This is a genomic window from Burkholderia sp. S-53, from assembly GCF_025560745.1.
Taxonomy (GTDB): domain Bacteria; phylum Pseudomonadota; class Gammaproteobacteria; order Burkholderiales; family Burkholderiaceae; genus Burkholderia; species Burkholderia pyrrocinia.
Genome location: NZ_CP090482.1, coordinates 927,942 through 942,498 on the forward strand (window position 1 = coordinate 927,942; position 14,557 = coordinate 942,498).

The 14,557-nt window shown below is 65.7% G+C and carries 18 protein-coding genes; 9 read left to right on the forward strand and 9 right to left on the reverse strand.

Translation table 11 applies throughout. The annotated features are described in order from the left end of the window. Positions 1-191: 191 nt before the first annotated feature. Positions 192-1,427, reverse strand: coding sequence for a DKNYY domain-containing protein (locus LXM88_RS03800; RefSeq protein ID WP_262530591.1), 1,236 nt, complete (start codon positions 1,425-1,427; stop codon positions 192-194). A 418-nt stretch (positions 1,428-1,845) separates the two neighbouring features. Between LXM88_RS03800 and LXM88_RS03805 the strand changes: the two genes are divergently transcribed. Further along, positions 1,846-2,127 (forward strand): helix-turn-helix domain-containing protein, encoded by a 282-nt coding sequence (locus LXM88_RS03805; RefSeq protein WP_047904202.1) that lies wholly within the window; start codon positions 1,846-1,848, stop codon positions 2,125-2,127. Beyond that, positions 2,120-3,421, forward strand: coding sequence for a HipA domain-containing protein (locus tag LXM88_RS03810; RefSeq protein WP_262530592.1), 1,302 nt, complete (start codon positions 2,120-2,122; stop codon positions 3,419-3,421). Before LXM88_RS03805 ends, LXM88_RS03810 begins: the two co-directional genes overlap by 8 nt. Before the next feature lie 239 nt (positions 3,422-3,660). Here LXM88_RS03810 and LXM88_RS03815 read toward each other — a convergent pair whose 3' ends face one another. Beyond that, complete coding sequence (locus LXM88_RS03815; protein ID WP_006489184.1) at positions 3,661-3,873, reverse strand: twin transmembrane helix small protein; 213 nt, start codon at positions 3,871-3,873, stop codon at positions 3,661-3,663. Continuing rightward, entirely contained in the window at positions 3,870-4,220 is a 351-nt protein-coding gene (locus LXM88_RS03820; protein ID WP_262530604.1) for a hypothetical protein, read from the reverse strand. Before LXM88_RS03820 ends, LXM88_RS03815 begins: the two co-directional genes overlap by 4 nt. 236 nt (positions 4,221-4,456) lie before the next feature. Here LXM88_RS03820 and LXM88_RS03825 point away from each other — a divergent pair, with 236 nt between their 5' ends. Both LXM88_RS03825 and LXM88_RS03830 read left to right on the forward strand, forming a co-directional pair. Next, positions 4,457-5,215: a YoaK family protein gene (locus LXM88_RS03825; protein WP_262530605.1), complete on the forward strand. Its 759-nt coding sequence runs from the start codon at positions 4,457-4,459 to the stop codon at positions 5,213-5,215. An 86-nt stretch (positions 5,216-5,301) separates the two neighbouring features. Next, positions 5,302-5,487, forward strand: coding sequence for a ribbon-helix-helix protein, CopG family (locus LXM88_RS03830; protein ID WP_021158209.1), 186 nt, complete (start codon positions 5,302-5,304; stop codon positions 5,485-5,487). A gap of 44 nt (positions 5,488-5,531) precedes the next feature. On the opposite strand, the gene LXM88_RS03835 is transcribed toward LXM88_RS03830, so the two are convergent. Continuing rightward, positions 5,532-6,368 carry a spermidine synthase gene (locus tag LXM88_RS03835; protein WP_262530607.1) on the reverse strand — a complete coding sequence of 279 codons (837 nt, stop codon included), beginning with the start codon at positions 6,366-6,368 and terminating at the stop codon, positions 5,532-5,534. Positions 6,369-6,409: 41 nt separating this feature from the next. Further along, a complete protein-coding gene (locus LXM88_RS03840) occupies positions 6,410-6,754 on the reverse strand; it encodes a zinc ribbon domain-containing protein YjdM (RefSeq protein ID WP_031401187.1) in 345 nt (114 codons plus the stop codon). Between the two features lie 426 nt (positions 6,755-7,180). On the opposite strand from LXM88_RS03840, the gene LXM88_RS03845 reads away from it, so the two are divergent. The 3 genes from LXM88_RS03845 (at position 7,181) to LXM88_RS03855 (ending at position 8,459) form a co-directional block, all read left to right on the forward strand. Then, entirely contained in the window at positions 7,181-7,432 is a 252-nt protein-coding gene (locus LXM88_RS03845; protein ID WP_262530614.1) for an HPr family phosphocarrier protein, read from the forward strand. A 65-nt stretch (positions 7,433-7,497) separates the two neighbouring features. Then, positions 7,498-7,719, forward strand: coding sequence for a hypothetical protein (locus tag LXM88_RS03850; RefSeq protein WP_262530615.1), 222 nt, complete (start codon positions 7,498-7,500; stop codon positions 7,717-7,719). A 197-nt stretch (positions 7,720-7,916) separates the two neighbouring features. Beyond that, positions 7,917-8,459 carry a carboxymuconolactone decarboxylase family protein gene (locus LXM88_RS03855; protein ID WP_096475959.1) on the forward strand — a complete coding sequence of 181 codons (543 nt, stop codon included), beginning with the start codon at positions 7,917-7,919 and terminating at the stop codon, positions 8,457-8,459. Positions 8,460-8,572: 113 nt separating this feature from the next. On the opposite strand, the gene LXM88_RS03860 is transcribed toward LXM88_RS03855, so the two are convergent. After that, positions 8,573-9,397 (reverse strand): MBL fold metallo-hydrolase, encoded by an 825-nt coding sequence (locus LXM88_RS03860; protein ID WP_262530617.1) that lies wholly within the window; start codon positions 9,395-9,397, stop codon positions 8,573-8,575. 254 nt (positions 9,398-9,651) lie between these two features. On the opposite strand from LXM88_RS03860, the gene LXM88_RS03865 reads away from it, so the two are divergent. After that, entirely contained in the window at positions 9,652-10,272 is a 621-nt protein-coding gene (locus LXM88_RS03865; RefSeq protein WP_262530619.1) for a helix-turn-helix domain-containing protein, read from the forward strand. A 249-nt stretch (positions 10,273-10,521) separates the two neighbouring features. Here the strand turns inward: LXM88_RS03865 and LXM88_RS03870 are convergent, their stop codons facing one another. After that, a complete protein-coding gene (locus LXM88_RS03870) occupies positions 10,522-10,908 on the reverse strand; it encodes a RidA family protein (protein WP_262530620.1) in 387 nt (128 codons plus the stop codon). Between the two features lie 720 nt (positions 10,909-11,628). Next, positions 11,629-12,630, reverse strand: a complete 1,002-nt coding sequence (locus tag LXM88_RS03875) for an AraC family transcriptional regulator (protein WP_262530622.1) — start codon at positions 12,628-12,630, stop codon at positions 11,629-11,631. A 617-nt stretch (positions 12,631-13,247) separates the two neighbouring features. Between LXM88_RS03875 and LXM88_RS03880 the strand changes: the two genes are divergently transcribed. Beyond that, a complete protein-coding gene (locus LXM88_RS03880) occupies positions 13,248-13,787 on the forward strand; it encodes a GNAT family N-acetyltransferase (RefSeq protein ID WP_262530623.1) in 540 nt (179 codons plus the stop codon). Positions 13,788-13,834: 47 nt separating this feature from the next. Here LXM88_RS03880 and LXM88_RS03885 read toward each other — a convergent pair whose 3' ends face one another. Then, the gene (locus tag LXM88_RS03885) at positions 13,835-14,317 is read right to left on the reverse strand and encodes a DUF1641 domain-containing protein (protein ID WP_262530625.1); all 483 of its coding nucleotides are present in this window, start codon (positions 14,315-14,317) and stop codon (positions 13,835-13,837) included. Between the last annotated feature and the right edge of the window lie 240 nt (positions 14,318-14,557).

Here is a 14,557-nt window from a genome sequence, read left to right on the forward strand (position 1 = left end):
CGGCACGCGCATCGGGCGCGGCACGACAAGCAAAGCGGGAATCGTTGTTTGCCGCGTCGCGCCCGGTTGCCGGACTGCGTCAACGAAGCGATTCGGATACGTTTATCTGCTGCGGACATCAAGATCGATGCTCGGGCATACGCACCGCAACGAGCAGTTGCGCCACGCGCGGAACCGTCCGATCGGGGCCTTCACGATTCCGTCGACCGGGCCGGTACGCGCACGATGCCTTCCGGATAGCGAATGTCGATCAAGCCGTCCCGATCGCGGATGCTCATCGACGACACGACCTCCACGCTCGCGCGGTCGACACCTTCGCAAACGGCCAGGTTCGTGTCGGTCCGGTAGTAGACGCGATGGTCGTCGACCGCATAGAAACGCGTCAGAAAGCGCAGGCTTCTGGCATCGATCCCCGGCAACGGCTTGCGATAGTTCTGCCCCCACAGCACGTGGCCGACATCGTCGACCAGCACGTCGTGAAAGACGGCACGCGCCGTCTCGACGTCGATGCGCCCCGGCTTGGTCACGATCTTGCCGTCGTAAAGAATCTGCGCGCCGAGCCGCGCATACCGGTAACCGAGGCCGACCACGCCGGCCGGATCGGCGATGCCGCGCTTGCGCACGCCGGCGCAGAACAGGTGCTTCGCATCCCGCGCGTACGCGCCGCCGATATGCGTCAGGCTGGCGACGTCTGCCTTGACCACGGTCAGGTGCCATTCGCCGCGGTCGTAGATGTCGGGGCCGAAATAGTAGGCCTGCCGTGCATCGCGATACCAGTCGCCGCCCAGCGATTCCAGCGTCGCGGCATCGCCATCGGCAACGAGTCCTTCGCCTTCGTCGTCGTAGCTGAACGCGGCGCCGCTCGCGTAGTAGCGCAGCCCCGACGCATCGACGGCAAAGTTGTCGACCAGATGCCGAAAGCTGCCGAGATCGAAATTGTTGAGCGCACGATACCGATGCCCGCTGCCGATGCGGGCCCATACGCGTTCGCCGTCGCTATGGAACGGCCCGCCGAGCGGCGCAAGCGGCTCGGTCCGCGTGTCGCGCTCGTGCCGCGCTTCGGCTTCCTGCCGGCGCTGCGCCTCCTCGGCGTCGTAGGTCGCCTGCTGCTCCGGCGTGACCGCCGATGCGTCCAGATGCCGCTGCATGTGAAGCGCATGCAACGATTGCACGGTCGCGATGCAGAACACCGCATGCGGGATCGCGCGCAGATACAGTGCCCAGTCCCCGTCGTCGCACCGGTAGAACCCGTGCACCGCCTCGCCGTCCCATCCGGCCGGATCCGTGCGCGCGAGCAGCGCGGCCTTGACGTCCTTGACCTTACCGGGCACGACGAAAGAGAGGCTGTAGCCGGTCTCGCCGAAGACTTCGAGACTGTCGTCGACGAACAGGCTTCGCACCAGTTTTTCGAGTTCTTGTACGGTCATGGGTTCATGTCGATCGGGTGACGGGCCACGGAATGGGCGGATGTGCCGCGGTCATTCTAACGATGTCGACGCGCGCTGCCGTCCGCGGCACAGCGGAGTCGACGCGCGCCGCACGATCGTCGGACCGACGTGCTGGCTCTTGTCGTTCCCAACGTCGCGTCAGCGTCGATGCGCGCCATGCGGTGCCCGGGCGGCACGCGCGGCCGGCCGGCTTCGTCCTGCGCGCCAATCACGTATCCGCCCGGATACGAAAAATCCCGTTGCCTGCGATTCCATGCCATTCGGTTCCCGCTCGGGAACGGAATAGCCATCCAGCCACCTGCCTGGCCATTTCGTTTCCGAACGGAAACGAATCGATGCCCGAACCCGCAAGTTGTGCAATACTGTTCCCGCTCAGATACGAAGCACGGAGAACGTCATGCCGGAGACTCGGTCCGTCAACACGATCGGCGCCCTCGCCAACCTCATTCGCGCCGTGCGGCTCCAGCAGGGGTTCACGCGGGACGAGCTCGCGAACGCCACGGGGCTCTCGCCGAAATTCATCAGCCAGGTGGAAGCCGGGAAGCCGACCGCGCAAATCGGCAAGGTGCTGCTGCTGCTCGGCGAACTGGGCGTGAGCCTGTTCGCGGAGTCGTCGATCGAGATTTCGGCGGAAAACGCGCTCAAGGCCGCTCAACGCCGCAGGAGCAGCCATGGCTAGAACGCTGATCGCGTCCGCGAACGGGCTGCGCATGGGCAGGCTGACCGACGACAAGGGCGTCTGGTCGTTCACGTACGACCCGCAGTGGCTGGCCTCGCCGCACGCATACCCGCTGTCGCCCGCTTTCGCGCTGCGCGCCGACACCTTCACCGACAGCTCGACCGATCGCCCGGTCCAGTGGTTCTTCGACAACCTGCTGCCCGAAGAAGGCATGCGGACGTCGCTCGCGCGCGAGGCGAAGATCGATGCGGCCGATGCGTGGGGCCTGCTCGCGTATTTCGGGCGCGAATCGGCCGGCGCGCTCACGCTGCTGGCCGAAGGCGAACAGGAGGCCGCCGGCAGCATGCAGCCGCTTGCGCTCGACGAACTCGAGCGCCGCATCCAGGCCATGCCCGAGCGCGCGCTGACGGCCACCGCGCCCAAGCGCATGTCGGCGGCCGGCGCGCAGCAGAAGCTGCTGCTGATCCTGCGCGGCGACCCGCCGGACTACGCGCTGTTCGAACCGGTCGGCAGCGAGCCGTCGATGCATCTGCTGAAGCCGGACATGCGCGCCGCCGGCTATCCGCATTCGGCGATCAACGAATTCTTCTGCATGAAGCTCGCGAAACGGATGGGCCTCGACGTCCCGGACGTGCATTTTCTTCGTGCGCCGTCGGCGTGCTACGTGATCGACCGCTTCGACCGCGATACCGCGTCGGAGCCGGCCGGACGCCTGCACACGATCGATGCGATGCAGTTGCTGAACTACGATCGCGGCTTCAAGTACCAGCGCGCGAACGCGGAGGAACTCGGCCGCGCGATCGGGCAGACCAGCACGCGCGCACTCGCGCGCCTGTCGGTGTTCCGCTGGACGATCTTCAACGTGGTGGTCGGCAATGGCGACGCGCACCTGAAAAACCTGTCGTTCTTCGTCGACGCGCGCGGCTACCGGCTTGCGCCGTTCTACGACATCGTCAGCACGGTCGTCTATCACACGCCCACGCACCGGCCCGACCATCGCGGCGATCACTGGCCGCACTGCGAACTGACGATGCCGCTCGGCACGGCGACGCGCTTCTCCGACATCGACGCGAGCGCGCTGATCGCGTTCGGCAACGCGCTCGGGCTCAAGGCGAAGGCGGCCGAAGACGAGCTTCGGCGCTTTCTCGAACCGCTCGATCGCAGCGTCGCGCAGACGCTCGATGAAGTGCGCGAGATCGCCCGCCCCGATGCCGGTGAAATCCGCCTGCTGAACTCGATTGCGTCGATGCCGATCGCGGAGATGGGCCGCGCGCTGCGTCAGGCGCGCGGATAAGCGACTGTGCGCGGGTAGCGCGTCGGCAGAATGCCGCTGCCCTCGCCGGTACACGCGCACCGGGCTGCGACTTCATCGCGGCCCGGTGATATGAAATGACCGTTTCGACGTTGCAATTCCACCGGCCGCCGACATTCGCATCAACTGCATCAGGATAAGTATTCTTATCACAACACGTCGATCACCGAATCAAACTCCGATTCCCGAAAACGCCCCGCATGCAACGGGGCGTGCCCCGCTCAACGCCCGATCGGCAACCCGGTCGGTTCGATCCAGCCGAGCTTGTACGCGATCAGCAGCGACAGAAACAGCGTGACCGACAACCCGACGCGTGCCGCGAGCGACCACGCCATCCGCTTGGACTTGCCGCGATCGTGATTCATGAAATACAGCGCGAAAATCAGGCTCGCGATGATCATCGCGAATGCCACAGAAACCAGCAGAGTTTTCATGGGTGTTGTCTTTGAAGATCCGAATCGGCCTGAATCAGTTCGGCCAGCTTTTGTCGTTCGTCCGCGATGTCGCCGACACCTGACGCCGGCCAGTCCAGCGCGACGCCGTTGCCCAGCGAATCGCGCACGAGTGTCTGGTAACGCCGGTCGTTGATCCGGCCGTGGTCCATCGCTTCCGAGATCTCGTGCCGGAACGGCAGCGGGAAGCTCGCGTACGCACGCGACAGCGCCGCATATTGTCTCGCATCGATCTCTTTCGACGATGGTATGACAGTCCAGACCACCACGGCCACGATGGCCGTGAAAGGGATCGCGGTGTAGCGAAGAATGAACTTGATCGGGGTCATGAAGCGGTGAGTAGAAGTGAGCGCAGGCCGCGCGGCAGCGAAGCCGCAGGCCGGCTGCGCGTCGGACCATTGTACTGAAAGCGCCATCCGGCTAACAGAGTATGATAATGGCATTATCATGTTCGTCACATGATTCGAGAGACCCGGTGCCCGGTGCAGGCGGCCTGCCCGCGCGGCCGTCCGGCGCCGGTCCTGCCGTCCGTGCCCGCGATCCGCGGCGATTGAGCGAAGCCCCTATGCCAGCGCAGTACTTTCGAAACCTGACGGGAAAACACCGCAGCGCGACCGCCAACCGTCAGCTCGGGTTTTCGCTCGCGTTCGTCGCCGGCGCGGCCAATGCCGGCGGCTTCCTCGCGGTCAGGCAATACACGTCGCACATGAGCGGCATCGTGTCGGCGATCGCCGACCAGACGGCGCTCGGCGACGTGCGGCTCGCACTGGCCGGCATCAGCTCGCTGGGGTCGTTCCTGGTCGGCGCGAGCTGCTCGGCGATCCTCGTCAACTGGGGGCGCCGCCGCGGCCTGCACAGCCAGTTCATGCTGCCGCTGCTCGTCGAGGCCGCGCTGCTGCTCCTGTTCGGGCTGCTCGGCAGCCACCTCGCGCTGTGGGAAACGTTCTTCGTGCCGGTGACCGTGACGCTGCTGTGCTTCATCATGGGGCTGCAGAACGCCACGATCACGAAGCTGTCGGGCGCGGAGATCCGCACGACGCACATGACCGGCATCGTGACCGACCTCGGCATCGAGCTCGGCAAGCTGTTCTACTGGAACCGGTCGGCCGCCGACGTCGACGCGCATGCGGTGATCGCCAACCGCTCGAAACTGAGGATTCACGCGACGATGCTCACGTCGTTCTTCGTCGGCGGCCTGGCCGGCGCGATCGGCTTCAAGCATGTCGGCTACGTGTCGACCGTGCCGCTCGCCGCCATCCTCGTCACGCTCGCGATCGTGCCCGTGATCGACGACCTGCTCGTGTTGCTCCGCACCCGGCGCTGACCGGACGCGACGATGGCACGCCGGCGGTGTCGCCGAAAGCGGATCGATTATAATTTGATTAACATACCGACCACGCTCGCCTCGCAATGGAAACGAAAACCGCCCGCCTGACCGTCCTGATCGACCCCGCGAAGAAAGAAGCCTTCGAGATGCTCTGTGCGGAGCAGGATCTCACGCCGTCGCAAGTCGTGCGGCAGTTGATCCGCGAGTATCTCGACCGGCACGGCGTGACGTACAAGACCAAGAGCGCGCTCGGCAAGCGCGTGAAGTAAGCGCGGCCGCACAGGCCGCGCCCGCGGCGCCGGTTACGCGCCGGTTACGCGCCGATTTCCCATCGCCCGTGCGATTGCGCACGCCGGACCAGCCGCTGCGGATCGACGCCTTCCCCGGCCTTCATGCGCCTTGCGGTGGCCGCCAGCTTGAGTTCGCCCGCCTGCGCACACGCGAGCGCGCGTTCGAGCAGGATGCGCAGCGACGGCAGCCGGCGGTCGTCCTTCCACGCGAACACGATGAAGTTGTTGTCGTCGCCGCACGGCACCAGCGCATACGACGCACCGAACACCGATCGCAGTTGCTCGAGATGCTGCGGCAGCGCCGGATCGTCGTCCATCAGGTTGATCGCCAGCACGCCCGTATCGCTCAGGCGCGCGCGACACGCGTCGAGGAATGCGGCGCCGGTACACCGGCCCGGCGTGCCGTCGGCGACAAACACGTCGTGCAGGATCACGTCCGTCCGGACGTCCGCCCTTTCCACATGATCCGCGCCGTCGGCGCGCACCACCGCGAACCGCGCATCATCGGCAGGAATCCTGAACACGTCGCGCAGCGCGATCACGTCCGGGTTGATCTCGACCGCGTCGATCGCCGTGCCGGGCAGGTGCCGGTAGCAGTACTTCGCGAGCGAGCCGCCGCCGAGCCCGAGCATGCAGATATGTGCAGGCTCGGGCTGCAGCAGCAGAAAGCCCATCATCACGCGCGTATAGCCGAGCTCGAGCCGGCCCGGATCCCTGAGCGACATGAAGCTCTGCGTGCCGAAATGATCGAAGTGCAGCGAGAGCGCGTGCCGCGTCTCCAGCACGAAAGGCCGGCCGTCGTTCAGCGGTGTCGCCAGGAACCTGACGAACGCTTCGTAGGAACTGCGATCCTCGATCATGCTCGGGTAGTCGGATGGGAATGGTCGATCGCAGTATGCGCTCAGACCTTCTTCAGATAACAGGCCTTCAGCATGAAGCCGCCCATGTCGGTCTTGCAGTCGACTTCGTGATCGCCGCCGACGAGCCGGATGCTCTTCACCTTGGTGCCCATCTTCAGCGTGATCGACGAGCCCTTCACGCGCAGGTCCTTGATCAGCACGACCGAATCGCCGTCCGACAGCACGTTGCCGTTCGCGTCCTTGACGACGTCGCCCGCCGGCTCGTCGCCCGCTTCGGCGCCGGCGCCGGCCGACCATTCATGGCCGCAGTCCGCGCACACGGTCAGCGTGCCGTCCGGGTAGGTGTTTTCCATCGCGCATTGCGGGCAGGCGGGGGCGGCGTTCATTGCAGCTTCCATTCGGGAGGAGTTCGGGTCGGTCGATAAAGAAATGCCGGGCGAGCAGGCTGCGCGCCCGGGCAAGGGTGGCCGGGACATGCCCGCCAACGGAGCGGCAGGCCGGCATCGGCGCACACGACATTATAATGCAATACACATAATCTGACCTATGCATTATAATCCCCCACTTCGCGACATTCAGCGAACTTGAAAGCAGCTTCCGTGAGGATGCCGGCATGTTCGCACCGAATGGCGCACCTCGACCGCCCGATCGACGCCCCGCGCCCCTGCGGGAAACCGTGAAAGGCCGGCCATCCGATGTACGCGACACGTGTCGTGAAACCGCGTTTCGCGCGCCCCCGGTGCGTTGCCAACCCGGCGCCGCGTACCGCCCGACCACCCGTCCGGAGGCTTTCCAGCATCGTGGCAACCGTTGTGTACGTTCAAATCGGCCCCGCGTGGAACCGCAACCGCGGCTGCGCCGCACGAGACGCAGCCGTCGACGCGGCACGCCGCTTCGAAAGCGACATCCTGCTGATCGCGAACGGGCATCGCGAGAACGCGAAGGACGGCGCCGCCATCGCGGCGCTGCAGGTACACGGCGGCACGTCGGCCCAGGTGCTGGCTACCGGCCCCGACGAGGAAGCGGCGCTGCACGCGCTGATTCCGTTGCTGCAGGCGCGCTGACGCTTGCCCCGCCACTCTCGCGGCATCGCGCCGCCCACCCCGAATCACCATTCCCCGAGGAAGCGATGAGCGACAACGACACGTCCAACACCCCCAACCTGTCAGCCTCCGCAATCTGGGCGCTCGAACGCCTCGCCGACGTTCGCTACGGACGCGATGCGCCGGCGCTCGGCTGGTCGATCGCGCGGGAGCTCGTCAGCGCGGGTTTCGTCAGCCATCCCGCGCACGGCCGCTCCGGCGCGTCGATCACGACCGAAGGGCGGACCTTCCTGAAAAGCCGGAAGTAGAGCGCCGGCGAGCCGCCGGGCTCGGAGTCGGTGCCGGTGCCGGTTTCCGGTACCGGCGATCCCGAGCTGCCGCACATCCGGTTGATACTTTTGAGCATTGGTTTGGCAATTTTGCGACTTACGAGGATCAGTCTGCGCTTCTAAAGTGGAGTCACCCCGAACGAACGGGCGTCAACTTTCCGATCAAGGAGCCAGTCATGAGCCGCATCGCCATCCCCGCCATCGAATCCGCCACCGGCGCAACCGCGGACGTGTACGCACAAGTTCGCAAGGTCGCCGGCGGCACCGTCCCCAACCTGTTCGCCGCCGTCGGCCATCTCGCGCCGAACGCGCTCGCGGCCGTGCTCAACGCCGAAGGCGTGCTCGCCGGCGGCACGCTGAGCAAGCAGGATCTCGAAACGATCAAGCTGCTCGTCAGCGCCGACACCGGGTGCGACTACTGCGTCGCCGCGCACAACCTGCTCGGCAAGATGACCGGGCTGTCGGCCGACGCGCTGCGCGCGATCCGCTCGGCCCAGCCGAACACCGGCGACGCGAAGCGCGATGCGCTGATCCGCTTCGTGCTGAACCTGCAACGGACCAGCGGCACGATCACCGACGACGAATTCGCGTCGATCCGGGAAGCCGGCTACACGGACGCGCAACTCGCGGAAATCTCGCTCGCGATCGCGCTGACGATCTTCACCAACACGTTCAACCGCATCAACGACACGGTCGTCGATTTCCCGCCCGTGAAGTAAGCACGGCGGCATCGCCGGCATGCGGTCCCGATGTCGGCCGTTCCTGCGTTCCGATCGATATCGCGATTGATCCACAACGTCGCGCGTTCGTCATTGACGAACGCGTCGACGTGTCACTCGACGCCAACGGGATGAAACGCGAAGCTGTCACCCGCTGCCGTCACGCTCCCGATACCGGGGAAATCCAGATGGGCGCCAGCCACGAAATAATGCGGCTGTGCCGCACGCTCCAGAAGTGCCAATCGTGTATCGCGAGCGCTCGACTGATTGCTGTCGAATTCCCATGCAATTTCGGGGCGCCCGAACTGCACCGACGGCACGTGGATAATGTCGCCCCACACCAGCAAGCGCCCGACACTGCTTGCCACTTCGTACGCGGTGTGTCCGGGAGAATGCCCGGTCGCGCGAACCGCAGTGATCCGGTCGCTCACGGAGAAATTGTCTGTCACCGGCGTGACGCGATCCCGCAGCCGGGCCAACCGGCCGGTAAATTCCGGGATTTCCTCCGGGCCGACGAGGATTCTCTTCGCTTGCGGAAATGCGTCCGAACCGTCCGGTGCGATCAAGCCGTTCACATGATCCTCATGGGTGTGCGTCAGCAACACGTCCGTGATACCGGACCTGTCGATCCCGGCTTCAGCGGCCCCATCCACCAGTTTTCCCATCGTGGAATACCACGTGTTCGACGCGCCAGTGTCGACGATGACCGACCGTTCGCCGTCAACGATCACGAACGCATTGACCGACAGTCGCAATTGGTTGTCGACCAGATGCGTCCCGACGGGTGGCGTGTCGAAAGTCTCCCCATCGACTCGCCGGAGCCGCGTGGCAGGCATGTCGACGTATCCGTCGCGGAGCGCAACGATCTTCAGATCGCCAAACTGGAAGGATGCGAAGTTCCGACCTTTTGCAATCGGCTTCATCGTGTTCGTGTCCATGCTCGACGCCCCTCGAAATCAGATAATCGATCCATCAATGGGTGGAATAATATCTACCATAGAAGACTCAAGCAAGCGTACGGCCCGGGGGTAACGTTCAGCCATTCGTGCAGCCCCCGTGGCCGCGCATCCGGGCCCGTATCCGATAGTCCTTCCAGACGACGCGTGCCCGAGGGCACGGCAAGACGCGTCTTGCATGCTTGATTGCTTCTTCTATGGTGGATGATAATATCGGTTTGTCGCATCGACTCATCATGGAAAAGGAACCTATGCCGCAGGGACAAGACACCGAATCGGGCATGGCGGACGAGAACGACTCGCTCTCGCGTGCCTTTGGGGGCCGTGTCCGCGGATTACGGGAAGCTTCCGGGTTGACGCTGGAGCAACTGTCGCAACTTTCCGGGGTCAGCCGCGCCATGCTCTCCAAGGTCGAGCGCGGGGAGAAGAGCCCGACGATCGGCATCGCAACGAGAATCGCGCACAGCCTTCAATCGTCGCTGACGGAACTGGTCGGGGGAGATCAACCCGGAGGCAATACGGTGGTCATGCGCAGGGCGGCACGTCCGGTCTTTCGCGACCCCGAAACAGGTTTTGAACGGCACATCGTTTCGCCGGCGACAGGCGGCGGCCGCGTGGAGCTCATCTATCACTATCTTCCCGCTGGCGTGTCGACCGGCCTGCTTCCTGCGTACCCGTCCGGGGTGGAGAAACAGATCGTCGTGACGATCGGCAATCTCGTCGTGGAGTTCAGGGCAAAGAAGGAATATCTGGAACCAGGCGACTCGCTGTTCTTCCAGGCCGACGTCGAGCACGGTTTCGTCAATCAGACGGCGGAGCCGTGCGGCTATTTCATGGTCATTTCTCGCCGAGCCTAGCCCGCCCGTCCTGCCAAGCCGCATCGATACGGTTGCGTCCGGTCGCCCGGCGGATCGCCGCGGCAATCCGCGTTGAACCGGTACGCGCGCGGCTGTTCGCTGGTGCCGCGGTTGCCCGGACGGCTTGCCGACAGACGAGCCGTGGCAGGCGCACGATAACTGCCACGACTCGCGATGGACGCCAACGCCTGGTCAAGCGCCGAACACGGTTCAAAGGATGTCCACCGCCCGACCAGAACTGACATTGCGTCAGCGGGCCGCGACCGCCTGAATCTCCACTAGAAGATTCGACTCGGCCAGCCCTGCAACGATGACCATCGTGGTTGCAGCAGCGTGCCCCGCAAATCGCCGTTCGCGCTCCTTGCGGAAGAACGGCACGAGGTCCGGGCTCGTGATGAAGCCGTCGACCTTGACCAGATCCTTCGCGGTCATCCCGGCATCGGCCAGCACGGCCAGAAGGTTATCCCACGCCAACTCGGTTTGCCGCTCCGGATCGTCCGGAACGACACCGTCCGCCGTCACGCCCACTTGACCGGAAACATACAGCCAGCGTGCGTCACCGGGCACCGAAGCGCCCTGACTGTAGCAGGAGAACGGCGGCGCCATGCTGGCGGGATTGTGCAATTTGATGCTCATCGCTAACTCCTTTGAAGGCCCGACTCAAGAGAAACAACCCATTAATGCCGCACCGGCGGCTACCTTTTATCCCGCAGGTCGGCACCGAGCGATCCGGCTGATATTTCTAAGCAGTACAAAATATGATGCGGTAACTGCTGGAGGACTCGAATCCGATCTCCTCGCGCAATCGTGCTGCCGACGGCCAATCATTCGAGAAGATTTCCGACCCGCAACGACTGGCAACTCGGAGATTAAATCTCCTATAGAAGAAAATCAACGCGCACATCCAAATTCGCAGAGCCCCTCATGCGAGGCCCCGTGCGTGGCCATACGACGCGATCCGGCGTCCCGTCACACTCAATGCCCTATGAACCGCATGTCCCACGGACTTGCCGAGCCTCCCGCAAACAACGCGATTCCCCTGGCTGCCTCGCCCGGGCTTGCATGCAGCCGAACAGCTTGCCGCAGGTTTTGCATCCGACAGGCTGATCTTCCAAAGGAGAATAAGTCTCCAGCAACGCAGCCGGTGCCAGCTGGGGCGCGGCCCGGATTCCCGACGTCGATTGCGCTCGGCCCGATTCGCGCACAGGCGTTGCGCTTCGACGGCACGCCGTTCGTTCCGGCAACAGTCGGTGTGAACCGAAAGCCGGTCGAGATGCGGCCTGGCAGAGCGTCGCGTCAGCCCGCGACGGCCGTCAGGGCAAACGACACAGGATGCGACGCCTTCCCCCTTCCCGGCTACTCCACGTCGTCGACGACACCTTCGTCCGCTGCTGCCGCATCTCGTCGATCGCCGAGCGACTGGCGCCGCCAGTCGCCGGGCGTCATCCCCGCCCAGCGCGTGAACACGCGCCGAAACGCAGCCACCGACTGGTAGCCGACGTCGGCCGACACACCCTCGGCGCTCGCCGACGGTTGACGCAACGCATTCGCGGCAAGGCTCATCCGGATGTCGGTCAGCAGGTCGGCGGCCGAGTGCCCGAGCTTCGACTGGAAATGACGCATGAAGGTCGCGCGCGACATGCTGCACAGCGCGGCCAGCTCGGGCAGCGTCCATGGCCTGGCCGGATCGTCGAGCATCGCGACGATCGCGGGTGCAAGGCGCGGATGGCCGGCCAGCGCCAGCAGGCCGGTCGGCGCCTGTCCCGATTCGCTGATCGCGCGCAGCGCGAGCGCGAACAGCGCCGCCGACAACGCGTTCAGGATCGCGAGGCCGCCGAGCTGCTGCTCGAGCGATTCCGCACGCATCAGTTCCACCAGCGCGGTCAGCCGCGCAGTCGCGGCCAGCGCATCGGGCGTCCGGCTGTCCGCCGCCGAACGCACGACGAGATCCGTCGGCAGGTGACGCCGGATCAGCCGGTCGTGCGGCGGCGCGACCACGAAACGCCCGCACAGCATGTCCAGCCGCTCCCCGGTGCCGGCGTTCTCGCCGATGAAAACGTGACCGCCGGGCCGCTTGGTCGCCGGCACCGGCGGCAGCCCGCTGCCGTCGTGCAGCACGTGCGGAGAGCCGTGCGGAAGCAGCACGAGGTCGCCGCCGCCGAGTTCGCGCATCGTGCCGTCGTCGGGATTCTCGAGGATCGCGCGGCCGCGCAGCACGACGTGATACGGAATCTCGCGCGCGGGCGACCGCTCGTACGCGATCGCCCACGGCGCGCCGAACGCGCAGCGGATTTCCAGCTTCCCCGTGACCGTGACGAGCGCCATGAAGCGGCTGAGCCAGTCGGATTCGAGCGTCATGATGAGTGGTGGAGGCGAATCGGGAATGCGGCGCGCGCACGACGCGCGCCACGTGCAATCCCGATTATCGCGCGGGACGGCCATGCAATCTCGCCCGGCCGTGCCGCCGGCCGCGGCAGTGCGCCGCTGACGCGCCAAGACAGCACGACGTTCTACGGCGGCGATGCGCGCGGGTACACGGACTATCCGTTTCATCGGGAAGCAGCGGTTGCGTGATGCCGGGCCTGCCGCTTGCGCGGGCGACGCGTCGGAACAGCATTCGCTGAATGCCGACCGCCGTGCCGTGCGCTGCGGCGGATGAGATGATCCTTGGCGGCGAAGGACGGTCTACTGGCCCGGGCCGTATGTCGCCCCGTATGTCGGCGTTGCACTCGCTCACCCGGGGCGAGGGGTTTTGATATCATTTCGGCGCTCTGCCGTGCGGGCCAGGTAATCGCCGTCATCGCTTCGTCGAAGCGGATGAAACGCAACCTGTCCGCGATCGCGAGCGTCGAGCCGCTCGACATGCCGATCACCGATACAGGCGCCGATCCGGCCGTTGCCGGCGACCGTCGGTAACGCGGCATCGACGCGCCGTCAGTCCAGCCGTCCTGTTCAACTCGTTCCCGGAAACCGCGATGCCGCCTGTCTCCTCCCCGCCCGTTCTCGACACGCCGCGCCTCATCCTCGAAGGCCATCCGCTCGGCGACTTCGACGCGCTCGCCGCGATGTGGGCCGAGCCGGAGGTCGTCGCGCACATCTTCAACGGTGAACCGTCCGCGCCGCGCGACTCGTGGATGCGCATGCTCGCGTATCGCGGGCTGTGGCCGCTGCTCGGTTACGGCTACTGGGCGATTCGCGAGAAGGCGTCCGGCCGCTATGTCGGCGATCTCGGCTTCGCCGATTTCCACCGGCTCATCGAGCCGTCGATTCGTGGCGTGCCGGAAGCCGGCTGGGCACTCGCGACCTGGGCGCACGGCAAGGGCTACGCGACCGAGGCGCTCGCGGCCGCGCTTGCATGGCTCGACGGGCAGCAGCGGTTCGAGCGCAGCGTGTGCCTGATCGCGCCGACCAACGTCGCGTCGATCCGCGTGGCGGAAAAAGCCGGTTACGGCGATCCGGTGCGCATCCGCTTCAACGACGCCGATTCGTTGCTGTTTTCACGCAAGAGCCGCTAGGCGGCAGGCCGCACACTCGCGCGCGGCCGATCCGCCGCGCGGCGCTGTCACGGGTCCGGCGTTTTCTCGCCGAGCGCCGTCACGACCTGCCCGGGATCGCGCGCGAGCCCTTGCGCGAACACCTTCAGGCCTTCCAGCAACGGCGTCAACGCATCCCACAGCGCTTCGTCGTGTAGCAGCCGATATGCGCCGCGCACGCCGGGCGCGACATGTTCATGCTGCGAGGGCTGCCACGCGCCCACGTGATGCAGCGCGTCGGCCGCCGCGAACACGGCCTTGCCGAACTGCTCGGGCGGAATGCGCGACAGCGCCGTCAGCAGCACCGCGAGATTCTGCATGCCGCTCTGCATGCCCGGCTTGTCGAGCGCATCGACGAACGTGTCGGCCAGCCGCGCATTCGCGCTGACGACCTCGTTCGCGAAATGCAGGAAGCCATGCCGGTGCAGGCTGCCGAGCAGGTGTTCGAGCGCATCGTGCGCGCTGGGCTCCGCGTGCGGAGGGGTCATGTCGGGGGGCTGGCGTTCGGTCATCGGCTTGTCTCCGGATGGGGCGCCACGTTGCCGGCGGGCCGGCAGCCATATGCGCGCCGAATGCGTGTCGTTCGCCTGCCGCCGCGCGGCTGGTGGCGGCAGGCGCAGGGTTCGACACCGGGCCGGGCATCGGTACAGCGCGACACGCGTGCCGCAGCGCGTCAACACCTGGAGAATCGCACGGCCAACGTCCATACTAGCGCTCGCGATCGCGACCGTCCGCTGGTTCGGTTCCTCCCG

Coding starts and splice junctions, on each gene's coding strand:
- LXM88_RS03885 (WP_262530625.1), bottom strand. CDS start 14,317: ATGACCGAACGCCAGCCCCCCGACATGACCCCTCCGCACGCGGAGCCC.
- LXM88_RS03815 (WP_006489184.1), bottom strand. CDS start 3,873: ATGAAAACTCTGCTGGTTTCTGTGGCATTCGCGATGATCATCGCGAGC.
- LXM88_RS03840 (WP_031401187.1), bottom strand. CDS start 6,754: ATGAACGCCGCCCCCGCCTGCCCGCAATGCGCGATGGAAAACACCTAC.
- LXM88_RS03855 (WP_096475959.1), top strand. CDS start 7,917: ATGAGCCGCATCGCCATCCCCGCCATCGAATCCGCCACCGGCGCAACC.
- LXM88_RS03875 (WP_262530622.1), bottom strand. CDS start 12,630: ATGACGCTCGAATCCGACTGGCTCAGCCGCTTCATGGCGCTCGTCACG.
- LXM88_RS03820 (WP_262530604.1), bottom strand. CDS start 4,220: ATGACCCCGATCAAGTTCATTCTTCGCTACACCGCGATCCCTTTCACG.
- LXM88_RS03835 (WP_262530607.1), bottom strand. CDS start 6,368: ATGATCGAGGATCGCAGTTCCTACGAAGCGTTCGTCAGGTTCCTGGCG.
- LXM88_RS03860 (WP_262530617.1), bottom strand. CDS start 9,397: ATGGACACGAACACGATGAAGCCGATTGCAAAAGGTCGGAACTTCGCA.
- LXM88_RS03850 (WP_262530615.1), top strand. CDS start 7,498: ATGAGCGACAACGACACGTCCAACACCCCCAACCTGTCAGCCTCCGCA.
- LXM88_RS03825 (WP_262530605.1), top strand. CDS start 4,457: ATGCCAGCGCAGTACTTTCGAAACCTGACGGGAAAACACCGCAGCGCG.
- LXM88_RS03805 (WP_047904202.1), top strand. CDS start 1,846: ATGCCGGAGACTCGGTCCGTCAACACGATCGGCGCCCTCGCCAACCTC.
- LXM88_RS03830 (WP_021158209.1), top strand. CDS start 5,302: ATGGAAACGAAAACCGCCCGCCTGACCGTCCTGATCGACCCCGCGAAG.
- LXM88_RS03810 (WP_262530592.1), top strand. CDS start 2,120: ATGGCTAGAACGCTGATCGCGTCCGCGAACGGGCTGCGCATGGGCAGG.
- LXM88_RS03800 (WP_262530591.1), bottom strand. CDS start 1,427: ATGACCGTACAAGAACTCGAAAAACTGGTGCGAAGCCTGTTCGTCGAC.
- LXM88_RS03865 (WP_262530619.1), top strand. CDS start 9,652: ATGGAAAAGGAACCTATGCCGCAGGGACAAGACACCGAATCGGGCATG.
- LXM88_RS03880 (WP_262530623.1), top strand. CDS start 13,248: ATGCCGCCTGTCTCCTCCCCGCCCGTTCTCGACACGCCGCGCCTCATC.
- LXM88_RS03870 (WP_262530620.1), bottom strand. CDS start 10,908: ATGAGCATCAAATTGCACAATCCCGCCAGCATGGCGCCGCCGTTCTCC.